At 66.1% G+C, this 18,186-nt stretch carries 16 protein-coding genes; 13 read left to right on the top strand and 3 right to left on the bottom strand.

All coding sequences use genetic code 11. The features are described from left to right. Positions 1-64: 64 nt before the first annotated feature. On the top strand, positions 65-601 hold the full coding sequence (locus tag ACEN9P_RS07905; RefSeq protein ID WP_477662386.1) for a FecR family protein: 537 nt from the start codon (positions 65-67) through the stop codon (positions 599-601). Then, positions 598-1,212, top strand: a complete 615-nt coding sequence (locus tag ACEN9P_RS07900) for an OmpA family protein (RefSeq protein WP_495621628.1) — start codon at positions 598-600, stop codon at positions 1,210-1,212. Before ACEN9P_RS07905 ends, ACEN9P_RS07900 begins: the two co-directional genes overlap by 4 nt. Positions 1,213-1,231: 19 nt before the next feature. On the opposite strand, the gene tyrS is transcribed toward ACEN9P_RS07900, so the two are convergent. Next, positions 1,232-2,464, bottom strand: a complete 1,233-nt coding sequence (tyrS, locus tag ACEN9P_RS07895) for a tyrosine--tRNA ligase (RefSeq protein ID WP_477662384.1) — start codon at positions 2,462-2,464, stop codon at positions 1,232-1,234. Positions 2,465-2,689: 225 nt separating this feature from the next. Here tyrS and ACEN9P_RS07890 point away from each other — a divergent pair, with 225 nt between their 5' ends. Beyond that, positions 2,690-4,054: a M23 family metallopeptidase gene (locus ACEN9P_RS07890; RefSeq protein WP_495621627.1), complete on the top strand. Its 1,365-nt coding sequence runs from the start codon at positions 2,690-2,692 to the stop codon at positions 4,052-4,054. A gap of 23 nt (positions 4,055-4,077) precedes the next feature. Further along, positions 4,078-5,214 (top strand): anhydro-N-acetylmuramic acid kinase, encoded by a 1,137-nt coding sequence (locus tag ACEN9P_RS07885; protein WP_495621626.1) that lies wholly within the window; start codon positions 4,078-4,080, stop codon positions 5,212-5,214. Between the two features lie 3 nt (positions 5,215-5,217). On the opposite strand, the gene ACEN9P_RS07880 is transcribed toward ACEN9P_RS07885, so the two are convergent. Then, positions 5,218-7,332: a lytic transglycosylase domain-containing protein gene (locus tag ACEN9P_RS07880; RefSeq protein WP_495621625.1), complete on the bottom strand. Its 2,115-nt coding sequence runs from the start codon at positions 7,330-7,332 to the stop codon at positions 5,218-5,220. A gap of 10 nt (positions 7,333-7,342) precedes the next feature. Here ACEN9P_RS07880 and ACEN9P_RS07875 point away from each other — a divergent pair, with 10 nt between their 5' ends. Then, positions 7,343-7,981, top strand: coding sequence for a 5-formyltetrahydrofolate cyclo-ligase (locus ACEN9P_RS07875; protein ID WP_477701224.1), 639 nt, complete (start codon positions 7,343-7,345; stop codon positions 7,979-7,981). 221 nt (positions 7,982-8,202) lie between these two features. Here the strand turns inward: ACEN9P_RS07875 and ACEN9P_RS07870 are convergent, their stop codons facing one another. Further along, the gene (locus ACEN9P_RS07870; RefSeq protein WP_477662853.1) at positions 8,203-8,592 is read right to left on the bottom strand and encodes a RidA family protein; all 390 of its coding nucleotides are present in this window, start codon (positions 8,590-8,592) and stop codon (positions 8,203-8,205) included. A 147-nt stretch (positions 8,593-8,739) separates the two neighbouring features. On the opposite strand from ACEN9P_RS07870, the gene ACEN9P_RS07865 reads away from it, so the two are divergent. From ACEN9P_RS07865 to ACEN9P_RS07830, 8 genes are all read left to right on the top strand, one after another. After that, entirely contained in the window at positions 8,740-10,293 is a 1,554-nt protein-coding gene (locus ACEN9P_RS07865; protein WP_477662852.1) for an ABC transporter substrate-binding protein, read from the top strand. Between the two features lie 208 nt (positions 10,294-10,501). Then, positions 10,502-11,443, top strand: a complete 942-nt coding sequence (locus tag ACEN9P_RS07860; protein WP_495621624.1) for an ABC transporter permease — start codon at positions 10,502-10,504, stop codon at positions 11,441-11,443. Position 11,444: 1 nt separating this feature from the next. Continuing rightward, the gene (locus ACEN9P_RS07855; RefSeq protein ID WP_477662850.1) at positions 11,445-12,284 is read left to right on the top strand and encodes an ABC transporter permease; all 840 of its coding nucleotides are present in this window, start codon (positions 11,445-11,447) and stop codon (positions 12,282-12,284) included. Then, complete coding sequence (locus ACEN9P_RS07850) at positions 12,281-13,333, top strand: ABC transporter ATP-binding protein (RefSeq protein WP_495621623.1); 1,053 nt, start codon at positions 12,281-12,283, stop codon at positions 13,331-13,333. The genes ACEN9P_RS07855 and ACEN9P_RS07850 overlap by 4 nt, the downstream gene beginning before the upstream one ends. Continuing rightward, a complete protein-coding gene (locus tag ACEN9P_RS07845; protein ID WP_477662848.1) occupies positions 13,330-14,334 on the top strand; it encodes an ABC transporter ATP-binding protein in 1,005 nt (334 codons plus the stop codon). Before ACEN9P_RS07850 ends, ACEN9P_RS07845 begins: the two co-directional genes overlap by 4 nt. A 17-nt stretch (positions 14,335-14,351) precedes the next feature. Next, complete coding sequence (locus ACEN9P_RS07840; RefSeq protein ID WP_477662847.1) at positions 14,352-15,644, top strand: alanine racemase; 1,293 nt, start codon at positions 14,352-14,354, stop codon at positions 15,642-15,644. Positions 15,645-15,707: 63 nt separating this feature from the next. Then, positions 15,708-16,619, top strand: coding sequence for a MurR/RpiR family transcriptional regulator (locus tag ACEN9P_RS07835; RefSeq protein WP_477662846.1), 912 nt, complete (start codon positions 15,708-15,710; stop codon positions 16,617-16,619). Next, the gene (locus ACEN9P_RS07830; RefSeq protein WP_495621622.1) at positions 16,616-18,088 is read left to right on the top strand and encodes an N-acyl-D-amino-acid deacylase family protein; all 1,473 of its coding nucleotides are present in this window, start codon (positions 16,616-16,618) and stop codon (positions 18,086-18,088) included. The genes ACEN9P_RS07835 and ACEN9P_RS07830 overlap by 4 nt, the downstream gene beginning before the upstream one ends. Positions 18,089-18,186 lie beyond the last annotated feature (98 nt).

The following is an 18,186-nucleotide window of genomic DNA, read 5'->3' as shown; positions in this document are numbered from 1 at the left end:
CGCCGCCTGCGCGCTGCAAGCTCCGGTCGCCGATGCGACAATAGCCGCCGGAGTAAAAACAACAATGTCCTATCCGCATCTGATCGCAGCCACCGCGCTGGCGCTGGCTGCGGCCGGCGCGCACGCGCAGGCCCCGTCGACCAACACCCCACCTCCCGTCCCCGAAGCCCCAGGCATTGCGGCCGCGCCGGCCGCCCCTGTTGAAGCCGCCACCCGGCAAGCCGGCTTCCTCAAGACCCTCAAAGGCGGCGTTCAGTTGCAGGAAGCACCAGGCGCCGCGACGCGAGCGGCGCAGGCCGGCGATGCGCTGCTGCCCGGCGGGCGCATCACGACAGGCCCCGACTCCGCCGCCAGCCTGGTGCTGCGCGACGGCAGCACGCTGGTGCTCGGGCCGTCCTCACAAATGGAGCTCAAGGCCTTCAGCTTTGACGCCACCACCCATGAAGGCAATTTGCTGGCCTCGCTGCTCAAGGGCTCGCTGCGCATGATCACCGGCCTGCTCGGCAAGTCGCACCCGGAAGCGGTGCGCATCGAAACGCAATTTGCTTTTGTCGGCGTGCGCGGGACGGACTTCATCGTGCAGGCGGACGAGCAGCCATGAGCTGCCGTCCATGCCTTTTGGTCCCCGTCATGCTGGCCTGGCTGCTGGCGGCCTGTTCGGTCCCCAGTACCCGCGTGGTGCTGCTGCCGCAGGAAGGCGGTGCGCCGTCCGCCGTGGTGGTGCGCGCCAGGGCCGGTGCCGGCGCCGAGACCACCGTGTCCCAGCCCTACCAGCGCGCCACCGCGGCATCGGGTGCCGGCGATGCGCCGCGGCTGGACCAGGCCGACCCGGCCAAGGTGCAGGCCGAGCACCGCTCGCTGTTCGAGATGGCGCCGCCCAAGCCGCAGCGCTACACGCTGTATTTCGATGCCGGCGGCACGGTGCTCACGGCCGAATCGCAAGCGGTGCTGGAGCAGGTGCTGGCCGCGGCGCTGGCCCGCAGCGGCGGCGACATGGTGATCACCGGCCACACTGACACCGTGGGCTCGGGCGCCAGCAACGACGCCCTCTCGGCCCAGCGCGCGCAGCAGGTGCGCCAGATGCTGGCCGAACGCCAGTTCCCGGCAGCCCGCATCGAAGCCGCGGGCCGGGGCGAGCGCGAGCTTGCCGTGCCGACGGCCGATGAGGTCGACGAGCCGCGCAACCGGCGCGTCACCATCGAGGTTCGTTAAGAAATCAGGAGCGCGCGGCTTAACCCAGCGTCACGCGCGCGAACTTGCGCTTGCCGACCTGCAGCACATAGGTGCCGGCCGCCAGCTTGAGCGCCTTGTCGCTGACCACGCTGGAGTCCACGCGCACGCCGCCGCCGTCGATCAGGCGCGTGGCTTCGCTGCCCGAAGGTGCCAGGCCGGCAGCCTTGAGCAGCGCGCCTATGCCCATCGGCGCGCCGGTCAGCGACACCTCGGGAATCTCGTCGGGCACGCCGCCCTTGCTGCGGTTGATGAAGTCCTGCTCGGCGGCGTCGGCCGCGGCGGCCGAGTGAAAGCGCGCGGTGATTTCCTTGGCCAGCGCCACCTTGGCGTCCTTGGGGTTGCGCCCGCCTTCCACTTCGGCCTTCAGGGCCGCGATGTCGGCTTCGCTCCTGAAGGACAGCAGCGTGTACCACTTCCACATCAGCACGTCGGAGATTGACAGCACCTTGGCGAACATGGTGTTGGCGTCCTCGCTGATGCCGATGTAGTTGTTCTTGCTCTTGGACATTTTTTCAATGCCGTCCAGGCCCTCGAGCAGCGGCATGGTCAGGATGCACTGCGGCTCCTGGCCATATTCCTGCTGCAGGTGGCGGCCCATCAGGAGGTTGAACTTCTGGTCGGTACCGCCGAGCTCGAGGTCGCTCTTGAGCGCCACCGAGTCGTAGCCCTGCATCAGCGGGTACAAAAACTCGTGCACGCTGATGGGCGTGCCGGCCTTGAAGCGGTCGTGGAAGTCGTTGCGCTCCATCATGCGGGCCACGGTGTAGCGCGAGGCCAGCTGGATCATGCCGGTGGCGCCCAGCGGCTCGCTCCATTCGCTGTTGTAGCGGATTTCGGTTTTGGCCGGATCCAGCACCAGGCTGGCCTGGCGGTAGTAAGTCTCGGCATTGGCCTTGATCTGCTCGGGCGTGAGCGGCGGGCGCGTGCTGTTGCGGCCCGAAGGGTCGCCGATCAGGCTGGTGAAATCGCCTATAAGAAAAATGACTGTATGGCCCAAATCCTGGAGCTGACGCATTTTGTTCAGCACCACGGTGTGGCCGACATGAATGTCAGGCGCGGTCGGATCCAGGCCCAGCTTGATGCGCAGCGGAACCCCGGTGGCCTCGGATTTGGCCAGTTTTTGTATCCAATCGTTTTCCGGGATCAGTTCTTCGCAGCCTCTCAGGGTGGTCGCGAGGCCCATCTTTACACGGTCGGTGATGGGGTATTTTGTAACAAGCGCTTGATTCATAAGGGTTTTTCACATGTCGGGGGATTGTCCGACAGATATACTGGCGGCTCTCCTGCATCCAGCGCGCCATTTTAGTTGGCCTGCAAATTGCTGATCAGGAACCACATCGTCTGGATGGCTCAGGCCCCACCCCTTTATCCAGGGCTGGCCATCAAAGCTCTCCATGTTTTATACAGCAGTCCGGCGCTTCGCAGCGTCCGATGCATTTTTGTTGGGAATTTTGTCTTGAAACTGCCAATCCCTTCCCAGATACTGCTTCCCGTCGCCCACAGCCTTCGCCGCCACCCCAAACGTGTTGCCGCCAGCCTCGCAGTCCTGCTGCTGGGTACCGGTGTCACGGCCTTCGGTGTGGCGCCCATGGCGCCCGATGCCGCCGACCTGCCGGTGCGCCAGGTGCTCGAAGCGGTGGAGTCCCTGCCCACGCAGGCCCAGACCGATTCCCTGACCGATTTCCGCTTCAAGCTGTTCCGCACTGAAAGCACGCGCAGCAGCGACACCGCCGACTCCTTGCTCAAACGCCTGAACATCGACGACAGCGCGGCCGCCGCCTTCCTGCGCAGCGACGCCAATGCGCGCCTGCTGCTGTCGGGCCGCGCCGGCAAGAACGTGACGGCCGAAGCCAGCGACAGCCAGCAGTTGCTCAAGCTCAGCATGCGCTGGCCTACCGACGACGAAACGACCTTCAAGCGCCTGGTCATCGAGCGGGGCGCCACCGGCTTTACTTCCCGCGTTGAAACCGCGCCGTACGTCGCCACCGCCCGCCTGTCCAGCGGCAGCATCCAGACCTCGCTGTTCGCCGCCACCGACGATGCTCGCATCCCCGACGGCGTGGCCGTGCAGATCGCCGAAATTTTCTCCAGTGACATCGATTTCCGCCGCGCGCTGCGCAAGGGCGACCGCTTCAACGTGGTCTATGAATCCCTGGAAGCCGACGGCGAGCCGCTGCGCACCGGCCGCGTGCTGTCGGCCGAATTCGTCAACGCCGGCAAGCCTTACCAGGCCATGTGGTTCCAGCCCCCGGGCCTGGACGCCAACGGCGCCGCCCAGAAAGGCGGCTATTACACGCTTGACGGCCAGAGCCTGCGCCGCGCCTACCTGAGCTCGCCGGTCGAGTTCTCGCGCATCAGCAGCGGCTTTTCGATGCGCTTTCACCCCATCCTGCAAAAGTGGCGCGCCCACCTGGGCACCGACTTCGCGTCACCCACCGGCACGCCCGCGCGTACCGTGGGCGACGGCGTGGTCGAGTTCTCCGGCGTGCAGAACGGCTACGGCAACGTAGTCTTCGTCCGCCACCGCAACGGCCATGAAACCGTCTATGCCCACCTGAGCAAGCTCATGGTGCAAAAAGGCCAGAACGTGAGCCAGGGCCAGACCATAGGCCTGGTCGGCAGCACCGGCTGGGCCACCGGCCCGCACCTGCATTTCGAATTCCGCGTCAACGGCGTGCACCAGGACCCGATGATGATCGCCAAACAAAGCGAGGCCATCCCGGTCGCCGCGGCTTCCATGCCGCTGTTCAAGCAGCTTGCGGTGGGCGTGAGGACTCAGCTCCTCGCGGCAGCCAGCATCACCCAAACGCGCGCTGAATAACCGGCTTGCGGCAGAATAGCCGCATGCTGGATTACTACATAGGCCTGATGTCAGGCACCTCGCTCGACGGTGCCGACGGCGTTCTGGTGGCGTTTGAGGGCGATAAGCCGAAGGTCCTTGCCGCCGCGACCGAAGCTTTCAGCGCGGCCTTCCACGCCGAACTGCTGGCGCTGAACGCGCCGTCTCACAACGAACTGCACCGCGCCGCCCTGGCCGGCAACCAGATTGCCGCGGTGTATGCCAGGGTCGTGGCCGCGCTGCTGGCCCAGGCCGCGGCGCAAGACATCTCGCCGCTGGACATCCAGGCCATAGGCGCGCATGGCCAGACCGTGCGGCACCAGCCGCAAAGAACATCAAGCGAACCCGCGGGCGCGGGCTACACACTGCAGTTGAACAACCCGGCCTTGCTGGCCGAACTCACGGGCATCCGCGTGGCGGCCGATTTCCGCAGCCGCGACGTGGCCGCGGGCGGGCAGGGCGCACCGCTGGTGCCGGCTTTTCACCAGGGTGTCTTCGGCCGCGAGGATGCCACGGTCTGTGTGCTCAACCTGGGCGGCATTTCCAACCTCAGCGTGCTGCCCAAGGCGGGCGCCTCGCCGGTGCTGGGTTTCGACTGCGGGCCCGGCAATGCGCTGATGGATGCCTGGTGCCGGCAGCACACCGGCCAGGCGTACGACGCCGGCGGCGCATGGGCGGCGAGCGGCACGCTGCTGCCCGCGTTGCTGGACAGCCTGCTCGATGAACCTTATTTCTCGCAGCCGATTCCCAAAAGCACGGGCCGCGACCTGTTCAGCGAGGCCTGGCTGGCCGGCAAACTCCAGCCTTTTGCCGGCGAGCGGCCTCAGGACATCCAGAACACTTTGACGGAGTTCACTGCCAGGGCCTGCATCATGGGCGTGAACAGCTATGGGCAGGGCAGCGATTCGTTAATCGTGTGCGGCGGCGGTGCCTTTAACAGTTACCTGCTGGCACGCCTGCAGGCCGGTTTGCCGGCGCTGCGCGTCAGCACCTCCGACCAGCACGGCTTGCCGCCGCTGCAGGTGGAGGCCGCGGCTTTCGCCTGGCTGGCGCGGCAACTGGTGCTGGGCAAACCGGGCAACCTGCCCAGCGTGACGGGCGCGCGCGGCCTGAGGGTGCTGGGCGCGGTCTACCCCGCCTGAGGTCTAAGGCAAGTCCTTGTAAGGCTCGGGTTGCGCCGCATCGCGCGGCCCCACGGTGCTCAGCCTGGCTTTCAGCGATTGCGGCCGCCCGGTCAGGAGGGCCGCGTAGTTGGTGGTGTTGGACAGCACTTTTTTCACGTAGTCGCGCGTCTCGCTGAAGGGAATGCTCTCGGCCCAGATCGCGGCGTCCAGCACCGGGCCGTTGCGCCAGGTGCGCGGCCGGCCGGGGCCGGCGTTGTAGGCGGCCGCGGCCATGGGCATGGAGCCGTTGAAGTCGTCCAGCGCGAACTTGAGGTAGGCCGTGCCGATCGCGATATTGGTGTCGCGGTCGTTGAGCTGGTCCTGCGAGAAGCCTTCCAGGCCTATCTTTTTGGCGGTCCAGCGCGCCGTGGCGGGCATGACCTGCATCAGGCCCGAGGCACCCACGCCGGAGCGCGCGTCCATGATGAAACGGCTTTCCTGGCGGATCAGGCCGTAGACATAGGCCGGGTCCAGGTTGATGGACTGGGCGCGCTTGGTCACGGTTTCGCGAAAAGGCATGGGATAACGCTGCTCAAAATCGATTTCGCCCTTGGTGCGGTCGCTGGTGTTGATGCAGCGGTCCCAGATCTGGCGGTCGCAGGCGAACTGGGCGGCCGCCAGCAGCTCGCGGTCGGCCATGCCGCCGCGCTGGTGCAGGTTGGTGCTGTAGTTCCACTCGCGCGCGCCTTCGGGGCGCAGGCCTATGGCGATGGCGTAGGCGGCCCGGTTCAGGCCCGGGTTGATCCGCGCGGCTTCTTTTTCCTCGGGCGTCAGCGGCGCGGGTTTGGCCGGCGCGGTGATTTTCTGGCCGAGCTCCTCGAGCGCGAGCTGCTCGTAAAAACCGCGCACCGACGCGAAGGACTGCAGCAAGGCCAGGGCTTCGGCGCGCTGCGGCGAAATCGTGATGCCGGTGGGAATGGTCTGGACCACGCCGGGCGTGGTGGCCACGACGGCGGGCTTGGGCGGCGCGTCGGGCGGCGCGGTGGCCAGCAGCGCGCGCGCCTTCCAGTAACTCCATGTCGGGTCCTTGCGCGCGTCCTCGCTCATGGCGTTGACGGCCGCCAGCACCAGCGGCCAGTTGGGCTGGTTGCCGGCGCGCAGCGCGGCCCGCACTTTCCAGCCGAGCATGTCGTCGCTGAGGTCGCTGTCCTTGGTGACTTTCGCGAAATACTCCAGCGCGTCGCCGGCCGGGGCCGCGCCCAGCCGCGTGGCGGTCTGCCGGCCTATCACGCCCCAGACCCAGTTGCGCTCTTCGGTGTTGAGCTGCATGCCCCATTTGTTTTCAAGCTGGAAGGCCGCGCCCTCGATGTCGCTGATCGCCATCTTGATCAGCGCCAGCGTGATGATCTCGCGCCGCGCCTTGCTCAGCGCGATGTGTTTGCCGGCCAGGAACTTGATGGGGCTGGCGTTGAGGTCGTTGACCATGCCCGCGGCGTCGGGGGCGACGATCTGCACGGCGGCCAATGCCGAGCGCGGGCGATTCGCCTCGGTGGCCAGCCGGGCCTTGACCCAGGCGTCCTGCGGCGTGAGGTTTTTGGTGCCCACCAGACGCTCGGCGGCCGAGTTGCAGCCGTCGTCGGCCTCGCGCTGCGCGTACCAGTTCTTTTTGACCTCCTCGGCCAGGCGCGCATCGGGCGCCGGGTTCTTCAGGTGCTCGACCAGCAGCGCATAGCAGCGCACTTCCTTGTCGTCGTTCATGCGGTAGTTGGGATACTCGGCGGCAAAGCCGGCCCAGTCACGGCGCTGGCCCAGCAGCAGCAGCCAGTCGTTGCGCAGCCGGTCTTCCTGGTAGGTGCCGGCGTAGCGGCTCAAAAAGTCCTGCACCTCCTGCGCGCCGGCTTCGCCCAGGCGCAGCTTGAGATCCCAGTAGGCGGCCCAGGGCTCCAGCGCGTGGCCCCTGGCCTGCGGCAGCAGCTGCGCCAGCCGGGCCCTGTCGCCGCGCTTGAAGGCCTTGTTCATCTCGATGATCACGTTGTCGGCCGCGCTGGCGGGCGCCTGGGCCGCGGCCGGGGCAAGCAGCGCGAAGCAGGCCATCGCGCCTAAAACCGGCGCCAGGGCCGCCGTCCGCAGGGGGCTGGTAAGAAATTTGTATAGCATCTGGGACATTATGGACAAATTAAGCACTCGCAAAGCGCTGGTTGAAGCCCGTTTGAACATGCCGGACCGCCTGGAGCGTGCCGACCTGCTGCAGCGTGTGATGCGCATCTGGCTGGTCGGTTCCACCCATGAGGTGATTGGGGCCTATTGGCCCATCAAAGGCGAGTTTGACCCGCTGCCCGCGCTGTACCGCTGGCAGGAAGACGCAATCCTGAGTCAGGATTCTTCGTCAAACCCGGCACTCGCCGAAGTGGAAACCGCCCAGCTCGCCACCGAAAGCATTGCGGCCCGGTCGCCGCGCAAGATAGGCCTGCCGGTGGTCAACAAGCTGCACAAAACCCTGACTTTCCACGCCTGGTACCCCGGCTGCCCGATGGAAGAAGACGCCTACGGCATCCCGAAACCAAAAGATACAGAGGTGATTATTCCCACCCTGCTGTTCGTGCCCTGCGTGGGCTACGGGCCCGGCGGCTACCGGCTGGGTTATGGCGGCGGTTTTTACGACCGCACCCTGGCCACCCTGCAGCCGCGCCCCTTTACCGTGGGGCTGGGCTATGCGCAGGGCTGGCTGCCGGACATGGAGCCGGAGCCGCACGACATCCCGCTGGACGCCATCCTCAATGACAAAGGGGTGGTTTGGCCGGTTTGATTTGGCCGGGTCTTGCTCCGGCCTTGCGCGCTCATCCTCTTCATCCTTCTCTTTTCTCTGCTGAGAGCGGCTGGCCGGGGTTGCCCGGCGGCAACTCACTTTCTTTTGGCGAAGCAAAAGAAAGTAGGTCGCCCGCCGGGGCGAGACCCGGCCAGCAGGACTAAGAAGAGGAAGGAGAAGGTAGAAGGAGGAGAGCGCGCCCCGCCGGAGCAAGACCGGCCTCAACCCTTGGGCTTATAAGCCACCACATCAATCTCCACCTTCGCATCGACCATCAAGCGAGCCTCGGTGGTAGACCGGGCCGGCTTGCCGCCCGTGAAGTAACTCATGTAGACCCGGTTAAAGCTGCCGAAGTCGCGCGCGTCCTGCAGCCAGACCGTGGTCTTGCAGACGTCGTCCAGTGTGCAGCCGGCCAAAGCCAGCGCGGCCTGGAGGTTTTTCATGACCTGGCGGGTCTGCACCTCGATGCCTCCCTGCACGATCTCACCTTTTTCGTCACCCGGCACCTGGCCCGAGACATACACAAAATCGCCGGCACGCACGGCGGGCGAGAACGGGCGGGGCTGGTGGTCGGAGGCCAGGGGTGGATTTCCTAAATATTCCAGAGGCATGAAAAACTCCTTTTTAAGTTCAGTTTGTCGCTAAAGATGAAAAATATTTTCAGAAATCCACCTTTTATTCGGGTTTATCCTGAAAAATAGCATTTATAGACCAATTAATCTTCAAGCGTGAAATTTAACTTCAATCAGGAGTTCTTTATGACCCGTGGAATCCGCATGCACCGCCGCACCGCCCTGTCCTCCCTGCTGGCCCTGGGTGCGGCCGGCGCCGGTTTCGGCCCGGCCGCCGCGCAGGGCGGCAAATCGGCCCTGAATCTGGCCATGGTGGCCGAGCCGCCGACGCTGGACATCCAGTCCACGCCGGCAGACCTGGTCTGCATCATCATGCAGCACGTTTACGAACCGCTGTTCACCTTCGATGCCAAGGCGGCGCTGGTGCCCATGCTGGCCGAGGCCATGCCGAAAATCTCGGCCGACGGCAAGCTCTACACCATCACCTTGCGAAAAGGCGTGATGCTGCACAGTGGCCGTGAACTCAATGCCGACGACGTGGTGGCCAGCCTCAAGCGCTGGATGGACGTCTCGCCGCGCGGCAAGTCGGTGGCGGTGCAAGTGGCCGACCTGGCGGCCAAGGGGCCGCTCACGGTGGACATCACATTGAAGAACGCCTATGCGCCGCTGCTTTCGCAACTGGCCATGGCTTCGGGCATGGCGGCCATCATGGCCAAGGAGTCGCTGGCCCAGCCGCTGCGCGAGTATGTGGGCACCGGGCCCTACAAGTTCAAGGAACGCAAGCCCGACCAGTACGTGCTGCTCACCCGCTTCGACGGCTACGCCGCGCGCAAGGAAGCTGCCAGCGGCTATGGCGGCAAGCGTGTGGCCACGGTGGAAGAGCTGCGCTTCGTGCCGGTGCCCAACGCCAACACGCGGGTGGAAGGCGCGCTGGCCGGCCAGTTCCACTACGCCGACCTGCTGCCGATCGAGGCCCTGCCGCGGCTGGAAAAGGCCGGCGGCAAGGTGGTGCCCATCATGACGCCTTCCTTCGGCTTTCCTTACCTGGTGTTCAACACCAAGGAAGGCTCGCTGGCGCACCAGCCTGTGCGCAAGGCAGTGCAGACCGCGCTGGGCGAAGGCGAAATGCTGGCAGCTGGCTTTGGCGACACACGCTTTTTCGTTGCCGAGGGCAACCATTTCCCCAAGGGCACGCCCTTTTATTCGACCGCCGGCACCACCGCTTACAACGAGCGCGACGCAAAGAAGGCCAAGAGCCAGGCCGAACAGGCCGGCTACAAAGGCGAGCCGGTGCGTATCCTGACGAGCCGCCAATACGACTTTCACTACAACATGGCGCTCATCATGGCCGAGCAGCTCAAGCGCGCCGGCTTCAAGGCCGAGCTGAACGTGGTGGAGTGGGCCACGCTGCTGCAGCGCCGCGCCGACCCCAAGCTGTGGGATATCTACATCACGCATTCCGGCCTGTTCCCCGAGCCCATGCTCTCGCCCCCGCAACTGGGCGACGGCGCGCCGGGCTGGTGGAGCTCGCCCGCCAAGACGGAGGCGCTGGCCGCGCTGAACCAGGAGCCGAACCCGGCCAAGCGCGGGGCGCTATGGGGCAAGGTGCAGCAGGTGGTCTACGACGAGGTGCCCTACATCCAGGTCGGCAAATTCGCCAGCCTGTCGGCGCGCGCCCCGGCGCTGCAGGGTTACACGCCTTATACCTATCCGTTCTTCTGGAACACCAGCCTGAAATAAGCCCCCACGCTTTTCACTTCGTGTAATACGCTGCCCCCCGAGGGGGCCGTCCGCCTGCGGCCCGGCAAAGCCGGTTCCGCGGCTCAACTGGTTTGGGGTTCGCTTCGTTTTTGACCGGGTGCAGTGACGTAGTTGCGTAGTGATGCCGATGTGAAGCACATTTTCCTTTTATGGTTAAAAGATTCAACCCACTGAATAGAAGAAAGTCATGACACGGTATCTCTTGTCCCGGCTGGGCGGCATGCTGGTGGTCATGGCCATCGTGGCCGTGCTGGTTTTCATCCTCACGCGCGCCGCCCCGGGTGACCCGATTGCGGTGTTGCTGGGCGACCAGGCCACGGCGGAGGACATCGCCCGGGTGCAGAAGGTCTACGGCCTGGACAAGTCCCTGCCGGTGCAGTTCGCCTTGTGGATTCGTGAACTGGCACACGGCAACCTGGGCGAATCGATCTTTCTGCAGCGGCCCGTGACCCAGGCGCTCTGGGAGCGGGCCGAGCCCACCGCCTTGCTGTCGCTGATGGCGGTCGCGATTGCCGCCTTGATCGGCGTGCCCTGCGGCATCGTCTCGGCGGTATTTCGCGGCAAGCCCGTGGACCAGGCCTTTACCGGCTTCGCGATGCTGGGCGCCAGTGTGCCCAGCTTCTGGTTCGGCCTGGTGCTGATGCAGATATTCGCCGTCTCCCTGGGGTGGTTTCCGGTCTCGGGCTATGGCGAGCCGGGCGCCTCGTTGGCCGAGCGCATCCATTGCCTGGCCCTGCCTGCGGCGGTGTTGGGCGTTCTCAATTCGGCGCTCATCATCCGCTTTACCCGCGCCTCCATGCTGGACGTGCTGGGCGAGGACTATGTGCGCACCGCACGGGCCAAGGGTTTGTCTGAAAGCGTGGTGGTGCTCAAGCATGCGCTGCGCAACGCGCTGGTGCCCATCGTCACCGTCCTTGGCTTGACGGTGGCGCTCATGATTGGCGGCGCGGTGGTGACGGAGACCGTGTTCGGTTTGCCCGGCGTGGGCAACCTGGTGGTGAGCGCAGTGATACGGCGCGACTACCCGGTGATCCAGGGCGCGCTGCTGGTGGTGGCCGCGATCTACGTGGTCATCAATTTCGCCATCGACCTGCTCTACACCGTCGTTGACCCCCGAGTGAAATACTGACATGCAGATGCCCCTGATTCTTCGCAAGCTGTTCCGCCGGCGCATCGTGCTGGCCGCGGCGATCGCGCTGGCGATCGTCGTCCTGGTGTCGCTCTTCGCCGGCCCCCTGAGCGGCCTGGACCCGAACGAGACCGCCGTGAGCCAGCGGCTGTCCCAGCCGTCATCCTCCCATTTGTTCGGCACCGACGAACTGGGCCGCGACCTTTTCGCCCGCATTGCCTTCGGCGGCCGCTATTCGCTGACCATCGCATTGTTGACCGCGCTGGGCTCGGTGGTGAGCGGCACGCTGTTCGGCCTGGTCGCGGGATTCTTTCGCAGGCTCGATGCGCCGGTGATGCGTGTGGTCGACGCGATGATGTCCTTTCCCGACATCCTGCTGGCGATCGCGCTGGTCGGCATCCTCGGGCCGTCCATGCTGAACGTGGTGCTGGCCCTGGTGCTGGTTTACACGCCGCGGGTGGCGCGCGTGGTGCGCGCCTCCACGCTGGTGGTGCGCGAGCTGCTGTTTGTTGAGGCGGCACGCGCTGTCGGTGTCTCCACCGCGCGCATCCTGTGGCGCCACATCCTGCCCAACCTGATGTCGCCCATCCTGGTGCAGGCTTCTTTTATCTTTGCCTACGCCATCCTGGCCGAGGCCGCGCTGTCCTTCCTGGGCGTGGGCGTTCCGCCTGAAATTCCGACCTGGGGCACCATGGTGGCCGGCAGCCAGCAGTACGCCCACCAGGCGTTGTGGATTGTGCTGTTCCCGGGGCTGGCCATCATCCTCACTGCGCTCTCGCTGCAACTGCTGGGCGACGGCATTCGCGATCTGCTGGACCCACGCTTGAGGAAATCGATGTGAAGGAAATCGACGTGAACCGGTTGGAAGTCCGCCATCTCAGCACCTTTTTCGACACCGACGAAGGCCTGATACGCTCCGTCGCCGACGTGAGTTTCAGCATACGCCCCGGCAAGACCACCGCGCTGGTCGGCGAGTCGGGCTCCGGCAAGTCGGTGACCAGCCTCACGCTGATGCGCCTCTTGTCGCGCACCGCCTCCACCCAGGTCAGCGGCGAGGCCTTGTTCACCAACCGCGCCGGCCAGACGCTGGACCTGCTCTCGCTGCCCGAAGCCGGCATGCGGCGCATACGCGGCAATGAGATCGCGATGATCTTCCAGGAGCCCATGACCAGCCTGAACCCGGTCTTCACCGTGGGCGAGCAGATCGCCGAATCGGTGCGCCTGCATATGGGGCTGGACCGCAAGGCCGCGCTGGCCCACGCGCTGCGCATGCTGGAGCTGGTCGAGATCCCGGCCGCCGCGCAGCGCCTGAACGAATACCCGCACCAGCTCTCCGGCGGCATGCGCCAGCGCGTGATGATCGCGCTGGCCATGGCCTGCAACCCGACGCTGCTGATCGCCGACGAGCCCACCACCGCGCTGGACGTGACCATACAGGCGCAGATCCTGGAGCTCATGCGCCGGCTGCAGGCCGAGACCGGCATGAGCATTTTGTTCATCACCCACAACCTTGGTGTGGTGGCCCACCATGCCGACGACGTGGCCGTGATGTACGCGGGCCGCATTGTGGAGGCCGCACCGGTGCGTGATCTGTTTGCCCAGCCGCGCCACCCTTACACGCAAGGCCTGCTGGCCTGCCTGCCCGCACAGCAGCGCAAGCGCGAACTGGCCAGCGCCCAGGCTGGCGCGAAACGCCGGCTCTACGCCATACGCGGCCAGGTCTCCAGCCCGCTGGCGCCGCCGCCGGGCTGCGCTTTTGAGCCGCGCTGCGACCTGGCGATTCCGCCTTGCCGCGATGCCATGCCCGCGCTGCTTGCTGCCGGCCCTACCCGCGCCGCGCGTTGCATTCGCGTGGAAGAAACAGCTGTTGCCACGGTGGAATCAGTATGAGCGCACCCTTGATCGAGGTGAAAAACCTCCAGCGTTATTTCGGCGCGGCCGCGAAGCCGGTGCGCGCGGTCGACGATGTTTCCTTCAGCATCCAGCCCGGCGAAACCCTGGGCCTGGTCGGCGAATCCGGCTCGGGCAAAAGCACCATAGGCCGCACGCTGCTGCGCCTGATCGAGGCCACCTCGGGCCAGGTGTTGTACCGCGGTGAAGACCTTGGCAGTGCCTCGAGCGGCCGCATGCGCGCGCTGCGCAGCAAGCTGCAGATGATTTTCCAGGACCCTTATGCCAGCCTGAACCCCAAGATGCGGGTCAGGGACATCCTGGGCGAGGCCCTGCAGGTGCACGGCCTGGCCAAGGGCAAAGAGGCGCGCGAGGCGCGTATCGCCGAGCTGCTGGAACTGGTCGGCCTGCGCGCCGAGCATGCCAGCCGCTACCCGCATGAGTTCTCCGGCGGCCAGCGCCAGCGCATAGGCGTGGCGCGCGCGCTCGCGGTGGAGCCCGAATTCATCGTGGCCGACGAGCCGCTGTCGGCGCTCGACGTGTCCATCCAGGCGCAGGTGGTCAACCTGCTGTGCGACCTGCGCGACCGCCTGTCGCTGACCATGCTGTTCATCTCGCACGACCTCGACGTGGTCGAGTATTTGTGCGACCGCGTCGTGGTGCTGTATCTCGGCCGCGTGATGGAAGTCGCGCCCACGGCCGAGCTGTTCGCCCAGCCGCTGCATCCTTACACGCAAGCGCTGCTGGCCGCCTCGCCCAAGCCCGACCCTGAGTTCAAAAGCGAGCGCATCGCGCTCAAGGGCGACATCCCCAGCCCGGTCAACCCGCCCTCGGGCTGTGTGTTCCGCACGCGCTGCCCGCATGTGGTGGATGCCTGCTCGGTGGCGCGCCCCGAACTGCGCGACATGGGCAATGGCCGCTTCAAGGCCTGCATACGCGACGATATCGCCAGTGCCGTGCCGGTCGCGGTCGTGCCCACTGCTACATTGGCCGCTGCTTGACAATCCCAAAAAAACTCATGACCACATTGCAAGACCTCCTGGATCCGCAGCTTGACCGTTCCTTCAAGGGCTTTCCCCACAACAGCGGGCCGGTGCGCCGCTCCGAGATGGGCAAACAGGGCTGGAACGTGCTCAAGGGCGACCTGCCGCTGCCGCTGGCCGTCGTCAAACAGTCGGCGATGAAACACAACCTCGGCTGGATGCAGCGCTTTGCCAAAGGCCAGGGCGTGGACATGGCGCCGCACGGCAAGACCACCATGTCGCCGCAGCTGCTCAAGCGCCAGCTTGACGAAGGCGCCTGGGGCCTTACCTTCGCCACCGTCACGCAGATGCGTGCCGGCATCACGGCCGGCGCCAAACGCCTCATCATCGCCAACCAGGTCGTGAACGCCATGGACCTGGCCGGCATCCAGGGCATGCTGCGCGAATACCCGGGTCTGCGCATCGTCTTCCTGGTCGACTCGCTGGCCCAGCTCGCACTGATCGATGCCTGGGCGCGCGCCAATACCGCCCTCATGGCCGCCCCCTTTGAGGTGTTGATGGAAATCGGCGTCATGGGCGCGCGCACCGGCGTGCGCAATGAGGACGACGCCATCGCCCTGGCCGCTGCCATACGCACCAGCCTGGCCTGCCGCCTGGTGGGCATAGAGACCTATGAAGGGCAGGGCGCCACCGGCGATTCGGCGGCGGACAAGGCCTATGCCGATGCGCTCATGCGGCGCACCTGCGACATTGCCCTGATCTGCGACCAGCAGGGGCTGTTCGACAGCGAGGAAATCTTGATGACGGCCGGCGGCTCGGCCATCTTCGACCTGGTCAGCGGCTGGCTCACGCCCAAGCTCTCGCGGCCGGTGCGCGGCCTGCTGCGTTCGGGCTGCTACATCACGCACGACCACGGCAACTACAAGCGCCTGGTCGGCGCCGTCAATGCGCGACTGCATGACAGCGACGGCCTGAAACCGGCCATCGAGGTGTGGGCCACGGTGCAATCCTGCCCCGAGCCGGGCCTGGCCATCCTGGCCGTGGGCCGGCGCGACCTGTCCTACGACCTGGAAATGCCGATACCGCTGTCTTCGATAAGCGCCCCCGGCGCCGCGCCCGTGGCCGCGCCCGCGGACTGGAAAGTCACGGCGCTCAACGACCAGCATGCCTACCTGCGCGGCAGCGGCCCCGAACTGGCCGCGCTCAAGGTCGGCGACCTGGTGGCGCTGGGCATCTCCCATCCTTGCACCACCTTCGACAAATGGCGCTGGATGCCGGTTGTCGATGAGAATTACACGGTCTGCGATGCCCTCGTCACGTGTTTTTAAGCCGCTTGCTCTCCCTGGTGTAATGGTCCGTACAGCTTTCCGTGCACCGCAACCAAAGTCCTCATGACCTCACAAGTTCTTGCCAAAATCGCCGACGCCATCGCCAGCGCTCCCACGTCCAGGCGCAGCGTGCTGGAGTTGATCCTGCAGGACCCCCAGCGCGTGCTGGATGAAAGTTTTGAGCAGCTGGCGCAGCGCGCGGGCAGCTCGGTGCCCACCATCATGCGCACCTGCCGCGACCTGGGGTATCCGGGCTTGCGCGAGTTCAAGCTGGCGCTGGCGCAGGAAATGGCCGTGGGCGGCTCGCCGCTGAACCGGCGCGTGCGCATCGACGACGATACCCGCCAGGTGATCACCAAGGTGACGCGCGGCGCCGCCATCGTGATCAACAGCGTGCAGGCCCAGCTCAGCGTGGAGGCGACGCAGGCGGCGGCCGACGCCATCGTCGCCGGCGCCCGGGTCGATTGCTACGGTGTCGGCGTGACCTCCAACTTCATGGCCTCGGACTTGCAGGCGCGCTTGTTCCGCATGGGCCTGGCCGCCAGCAGCTACCTGGACCCGCACCTGCAACTGATCTCGGCCGCCACCATCGGCCCGCGCGGCGTGGTGATGGCCATCACCCACGTCGGCGGCATGCCCTCGCTGCTGGAGGCCGTGGACGTGGCGCGCTCGCAGGGCGCCACCGTCATCGCGCTGACGCAGCCCGGCTCACAGCTGGCGGCCTTGGCCGACATCGTGCTGGGTGTGGAAGTGGCGCCCGACCCGGTGATGCCGGTGGGCCCCGAAGCCTACCTGGCGCACCTGACGGTGATCGAAATCCTCACCGTGCTCGTGGCGCAGCGGCTGGGCGACAAGGCGGTGAACCGGTTGGCAAACATCCAGCGCACGCTGGAGACGCGCGGCGTGGACATGCACCACCATCCCCGGCTCGACTGGGACGAGGGCGCCAAGCTCACGACAGGAAAAGTGCGATGACCCGCGCCACCCTGCTTGAAAACGGCCTGCTGGTGGACGGCTCCGGCGCGCCGGGCCGACCCGGCGATCTGCTGCTGGTGGATGACCGCATCACGGCCGTCGGCCCGGGCCTGCGCCATCGCCTGCCGCAAGGCCTGGCCATCGCCGACGTCCAGGTGCACGATTGCACCGGCCTTGCCATCACGCCCGGCTTCATCGACGTCCACACCCACGACGACGCCATCGTGCTGAACGCACCCGGAATGTTTCCCAAGCTGTCGCAGGGCATCACCACGGTGGTCACCGGCAACTGCGGCCTGTCGGTTGCGCCCTTCGTGGTGGAAGAACCGCAGGGCGCCCTCACCCTGCTGGGCAATTCGTTCAAGTACCCTTCGGTGGATGCCTATGCAGGCGCGGTGGCCGAGGCGCAGCCGGCCGTCAACGTGGCGCCGCTGATCGGACACACCACGTTGCGCTATGCCTGCATGAAGGACCTCAGCCGGCCGGCCACGGCCGATGAAGTGGCTGCCATGTGCGCTCTGCTGGAGCAGTGCATGGCCCAGGGCGCGATCGGCATGTCCTCCGGCCTGTTCTATGCCGAAGCCATGCCGGCGCCGGCGGCCGAGGTGACCGCGCTGGCGCGTGTGGTGGCCCGCCATGGCGGCATCTATGCCACCCACATGCGTTCTGAGATGGCCGAGATCCTGGAGGCCATGCACGAGGCCAGTGACTGCGCTTTCGAGGCCGGCGTGCCGCTGGTGATCTCGCACCACAAATGCGCCGGCCCGGACAACTGGGGCCGCACGCGCGAGACGCTGCCCTTGATCGATACGCTGGCCAAGCGCCAGGATATCGCGATGGATGTCTATCCCTATGTGGCCGGCTCGACGGTGCTGCGCGAAGACCTGGTTGACGGCGTCATCGACGTCCTCTTGAGCTGGTCTACCCCGCACCCCGAAATGATGGGCCGCACGCTGGCCTCGATTGCCGAGGAATGGGGCGTGGACCAGAAAACCGCCTGCCGCCGCCTGCAACCGGGCGGCGCCTGTTATTTCCAGATGCACGAGGACGACGTCAAGCGCGTGATCGCGCATCCGCTCTCCATGATCGGGTCGGATGGGTTGCCGCATGACAAGCATCCGCACCCACGCCTCTGGGGCGCTTTTCCCCGCGTGCTGGCCCGCTACTGGCGCGAGCAAAACCTTTTTCCACTGGAAACCGCGATCTACAAAATGACCGGCCTGTCGGCCCGCAACTTCCGCCTGCACCAGCGCGGCCAGCTGCAGCCCGGCTGGCACGCCGACGTCGTGGTGCTGGACCCGGCCCGCGTGCGCGACGTGGCGACCTACCAGGATCCGATCGCGGTGTCGGAAGGCATAGCGAAGGTGTTTGTGAACGGTGAGCTGGCCTATGTGGCCGGCAACGCCGATGCTGCGCATGCCGGGGTGCAGGCGAGGGCAGGGCGTTTGTTAAAGCGCGGCACGGCCTGAGCCCAAAGCTGCTGAGGGGCTCCCAACCCAGCAGGGGCCGCGGAACCGGCTTTGCCGGGCCGCAGGCGCAGCGGCCCCCTCGGGGGGCAGGGAGCTAC

This window comes from Polaromonas sp. Polasp52 (assembly GCF_059491565.1).
This window is presented reverse-complemented; position numbering and strand designations above follow the sequence as displayed.

What these genes read in the sequence shown, in the direction of transcription:
- ACEN9P_RS07905 (WP_477662386.1), top strand. Translation starts at nt 65, where the DNA reads ATGTCCTATCCGCATCTGATCGCAGCCACCGCGCTGGCGCTGGCTGCG.
- ACEN9P_RS07900 (WP_495621628.1), top strand. Translation starts at nt 598, where the DNA reads ATGAGCTGCCGTCCATGCCTTTTGGTCCCCGTCATGCTGGCCTGGCTG.
- tyrS (WP_477662384.1), bottom strand. Translation starts at nt 2,464, where the DNA reads ATGAATCAAGCGCTTGTTACAAAATACCCCATCACCGACCGTGTAAAG.
- ACEN9P_RS07885 (WP_495621626.1), top strand. Translation starts at nt 4,078, where the DNA reads ATGCTGGATTACTACATAGGCCTGATGTCAGGCACCTCGCTCGACGGT.
- ACEN9P_RS07880 (WP_495621625.1), bottom strand. Translation starts at nt 7,332, where the DNA reads ATGCTATACAAATTTCTTACCAGCCCCCTGCGGACGGCGGCCCTGGCG.
- ACEN9P_RS07875 (WP_477701224.1), top strand. Translation starts at nt 7,343, where the DNA reads ATGGACAAATTAAGCACTCGCAAAGCGCTGGTTGAAGCCCGTTTGAAC.
- ACEN9P_RS07870 (WP_477662853.1), bottom strand. Translation starts at nt 8,592, where the DNA reads ATGCCTCTGGAATATTTAGGAAATCCACCCCTGGCCTCCGACCACCAG.
- ACEN9P_RS07865 (WP_477662852.1), top strand. Translation starts at nt 8,740, where the DNA reads ATGACCCGTGGAATCCGCATGCACCGCCGCACCGCCCTGTCCTCCCTG.
- ACEN9P_RS07860 (WP_495621624.1), top strand. Translation starts at nt 10,502, where the DNA reads ATGACACGGTATCTCTTGTCCCGGCTGGGCGGCATGCTGGTGGTCATG.
- ACEN9P_RS07855 (WP_477662850.1), top strand. Translation starts at nt 11,445, where the DNA reads ATGCAGATGCCCCTGATTCTTCGCAAGCTGTTCCGCCGGCGCATCGTG.
- ACEN9P_RS07845 (WP_477662848.1), top strand. Translation starts at nt 13,330, where the DNA reads ATGAGCGCACCCTTGATCGAGGTGAAAAACCTCCAGCGTTATTTCGGC.
- ACEN9P_RS07840 (WP_477662847.1), top strand. Translation starts at nt 14,352, where the DNA reads ATGACCACATTGCAAGACCTCCTGGATCCGCAGCTTGACCGTTCCTTC.
- ACEN9P_RS07835 (WP_477662846.1), top strand. Translation starts at nt 15,708, where the DNA reads ATGACCTCACAAGTTCTTGCCAAAATCGCCGACGCCATCGCCAGCGCT.
- ACEN9P_RS07830 (WP_495621622.1), top strand. Translation starts at nt 16,616, where the DNA reads ATGACCCGCGCCACCCTGCTTGAAAACGGCCTGCTGGTGGACGGCTCC.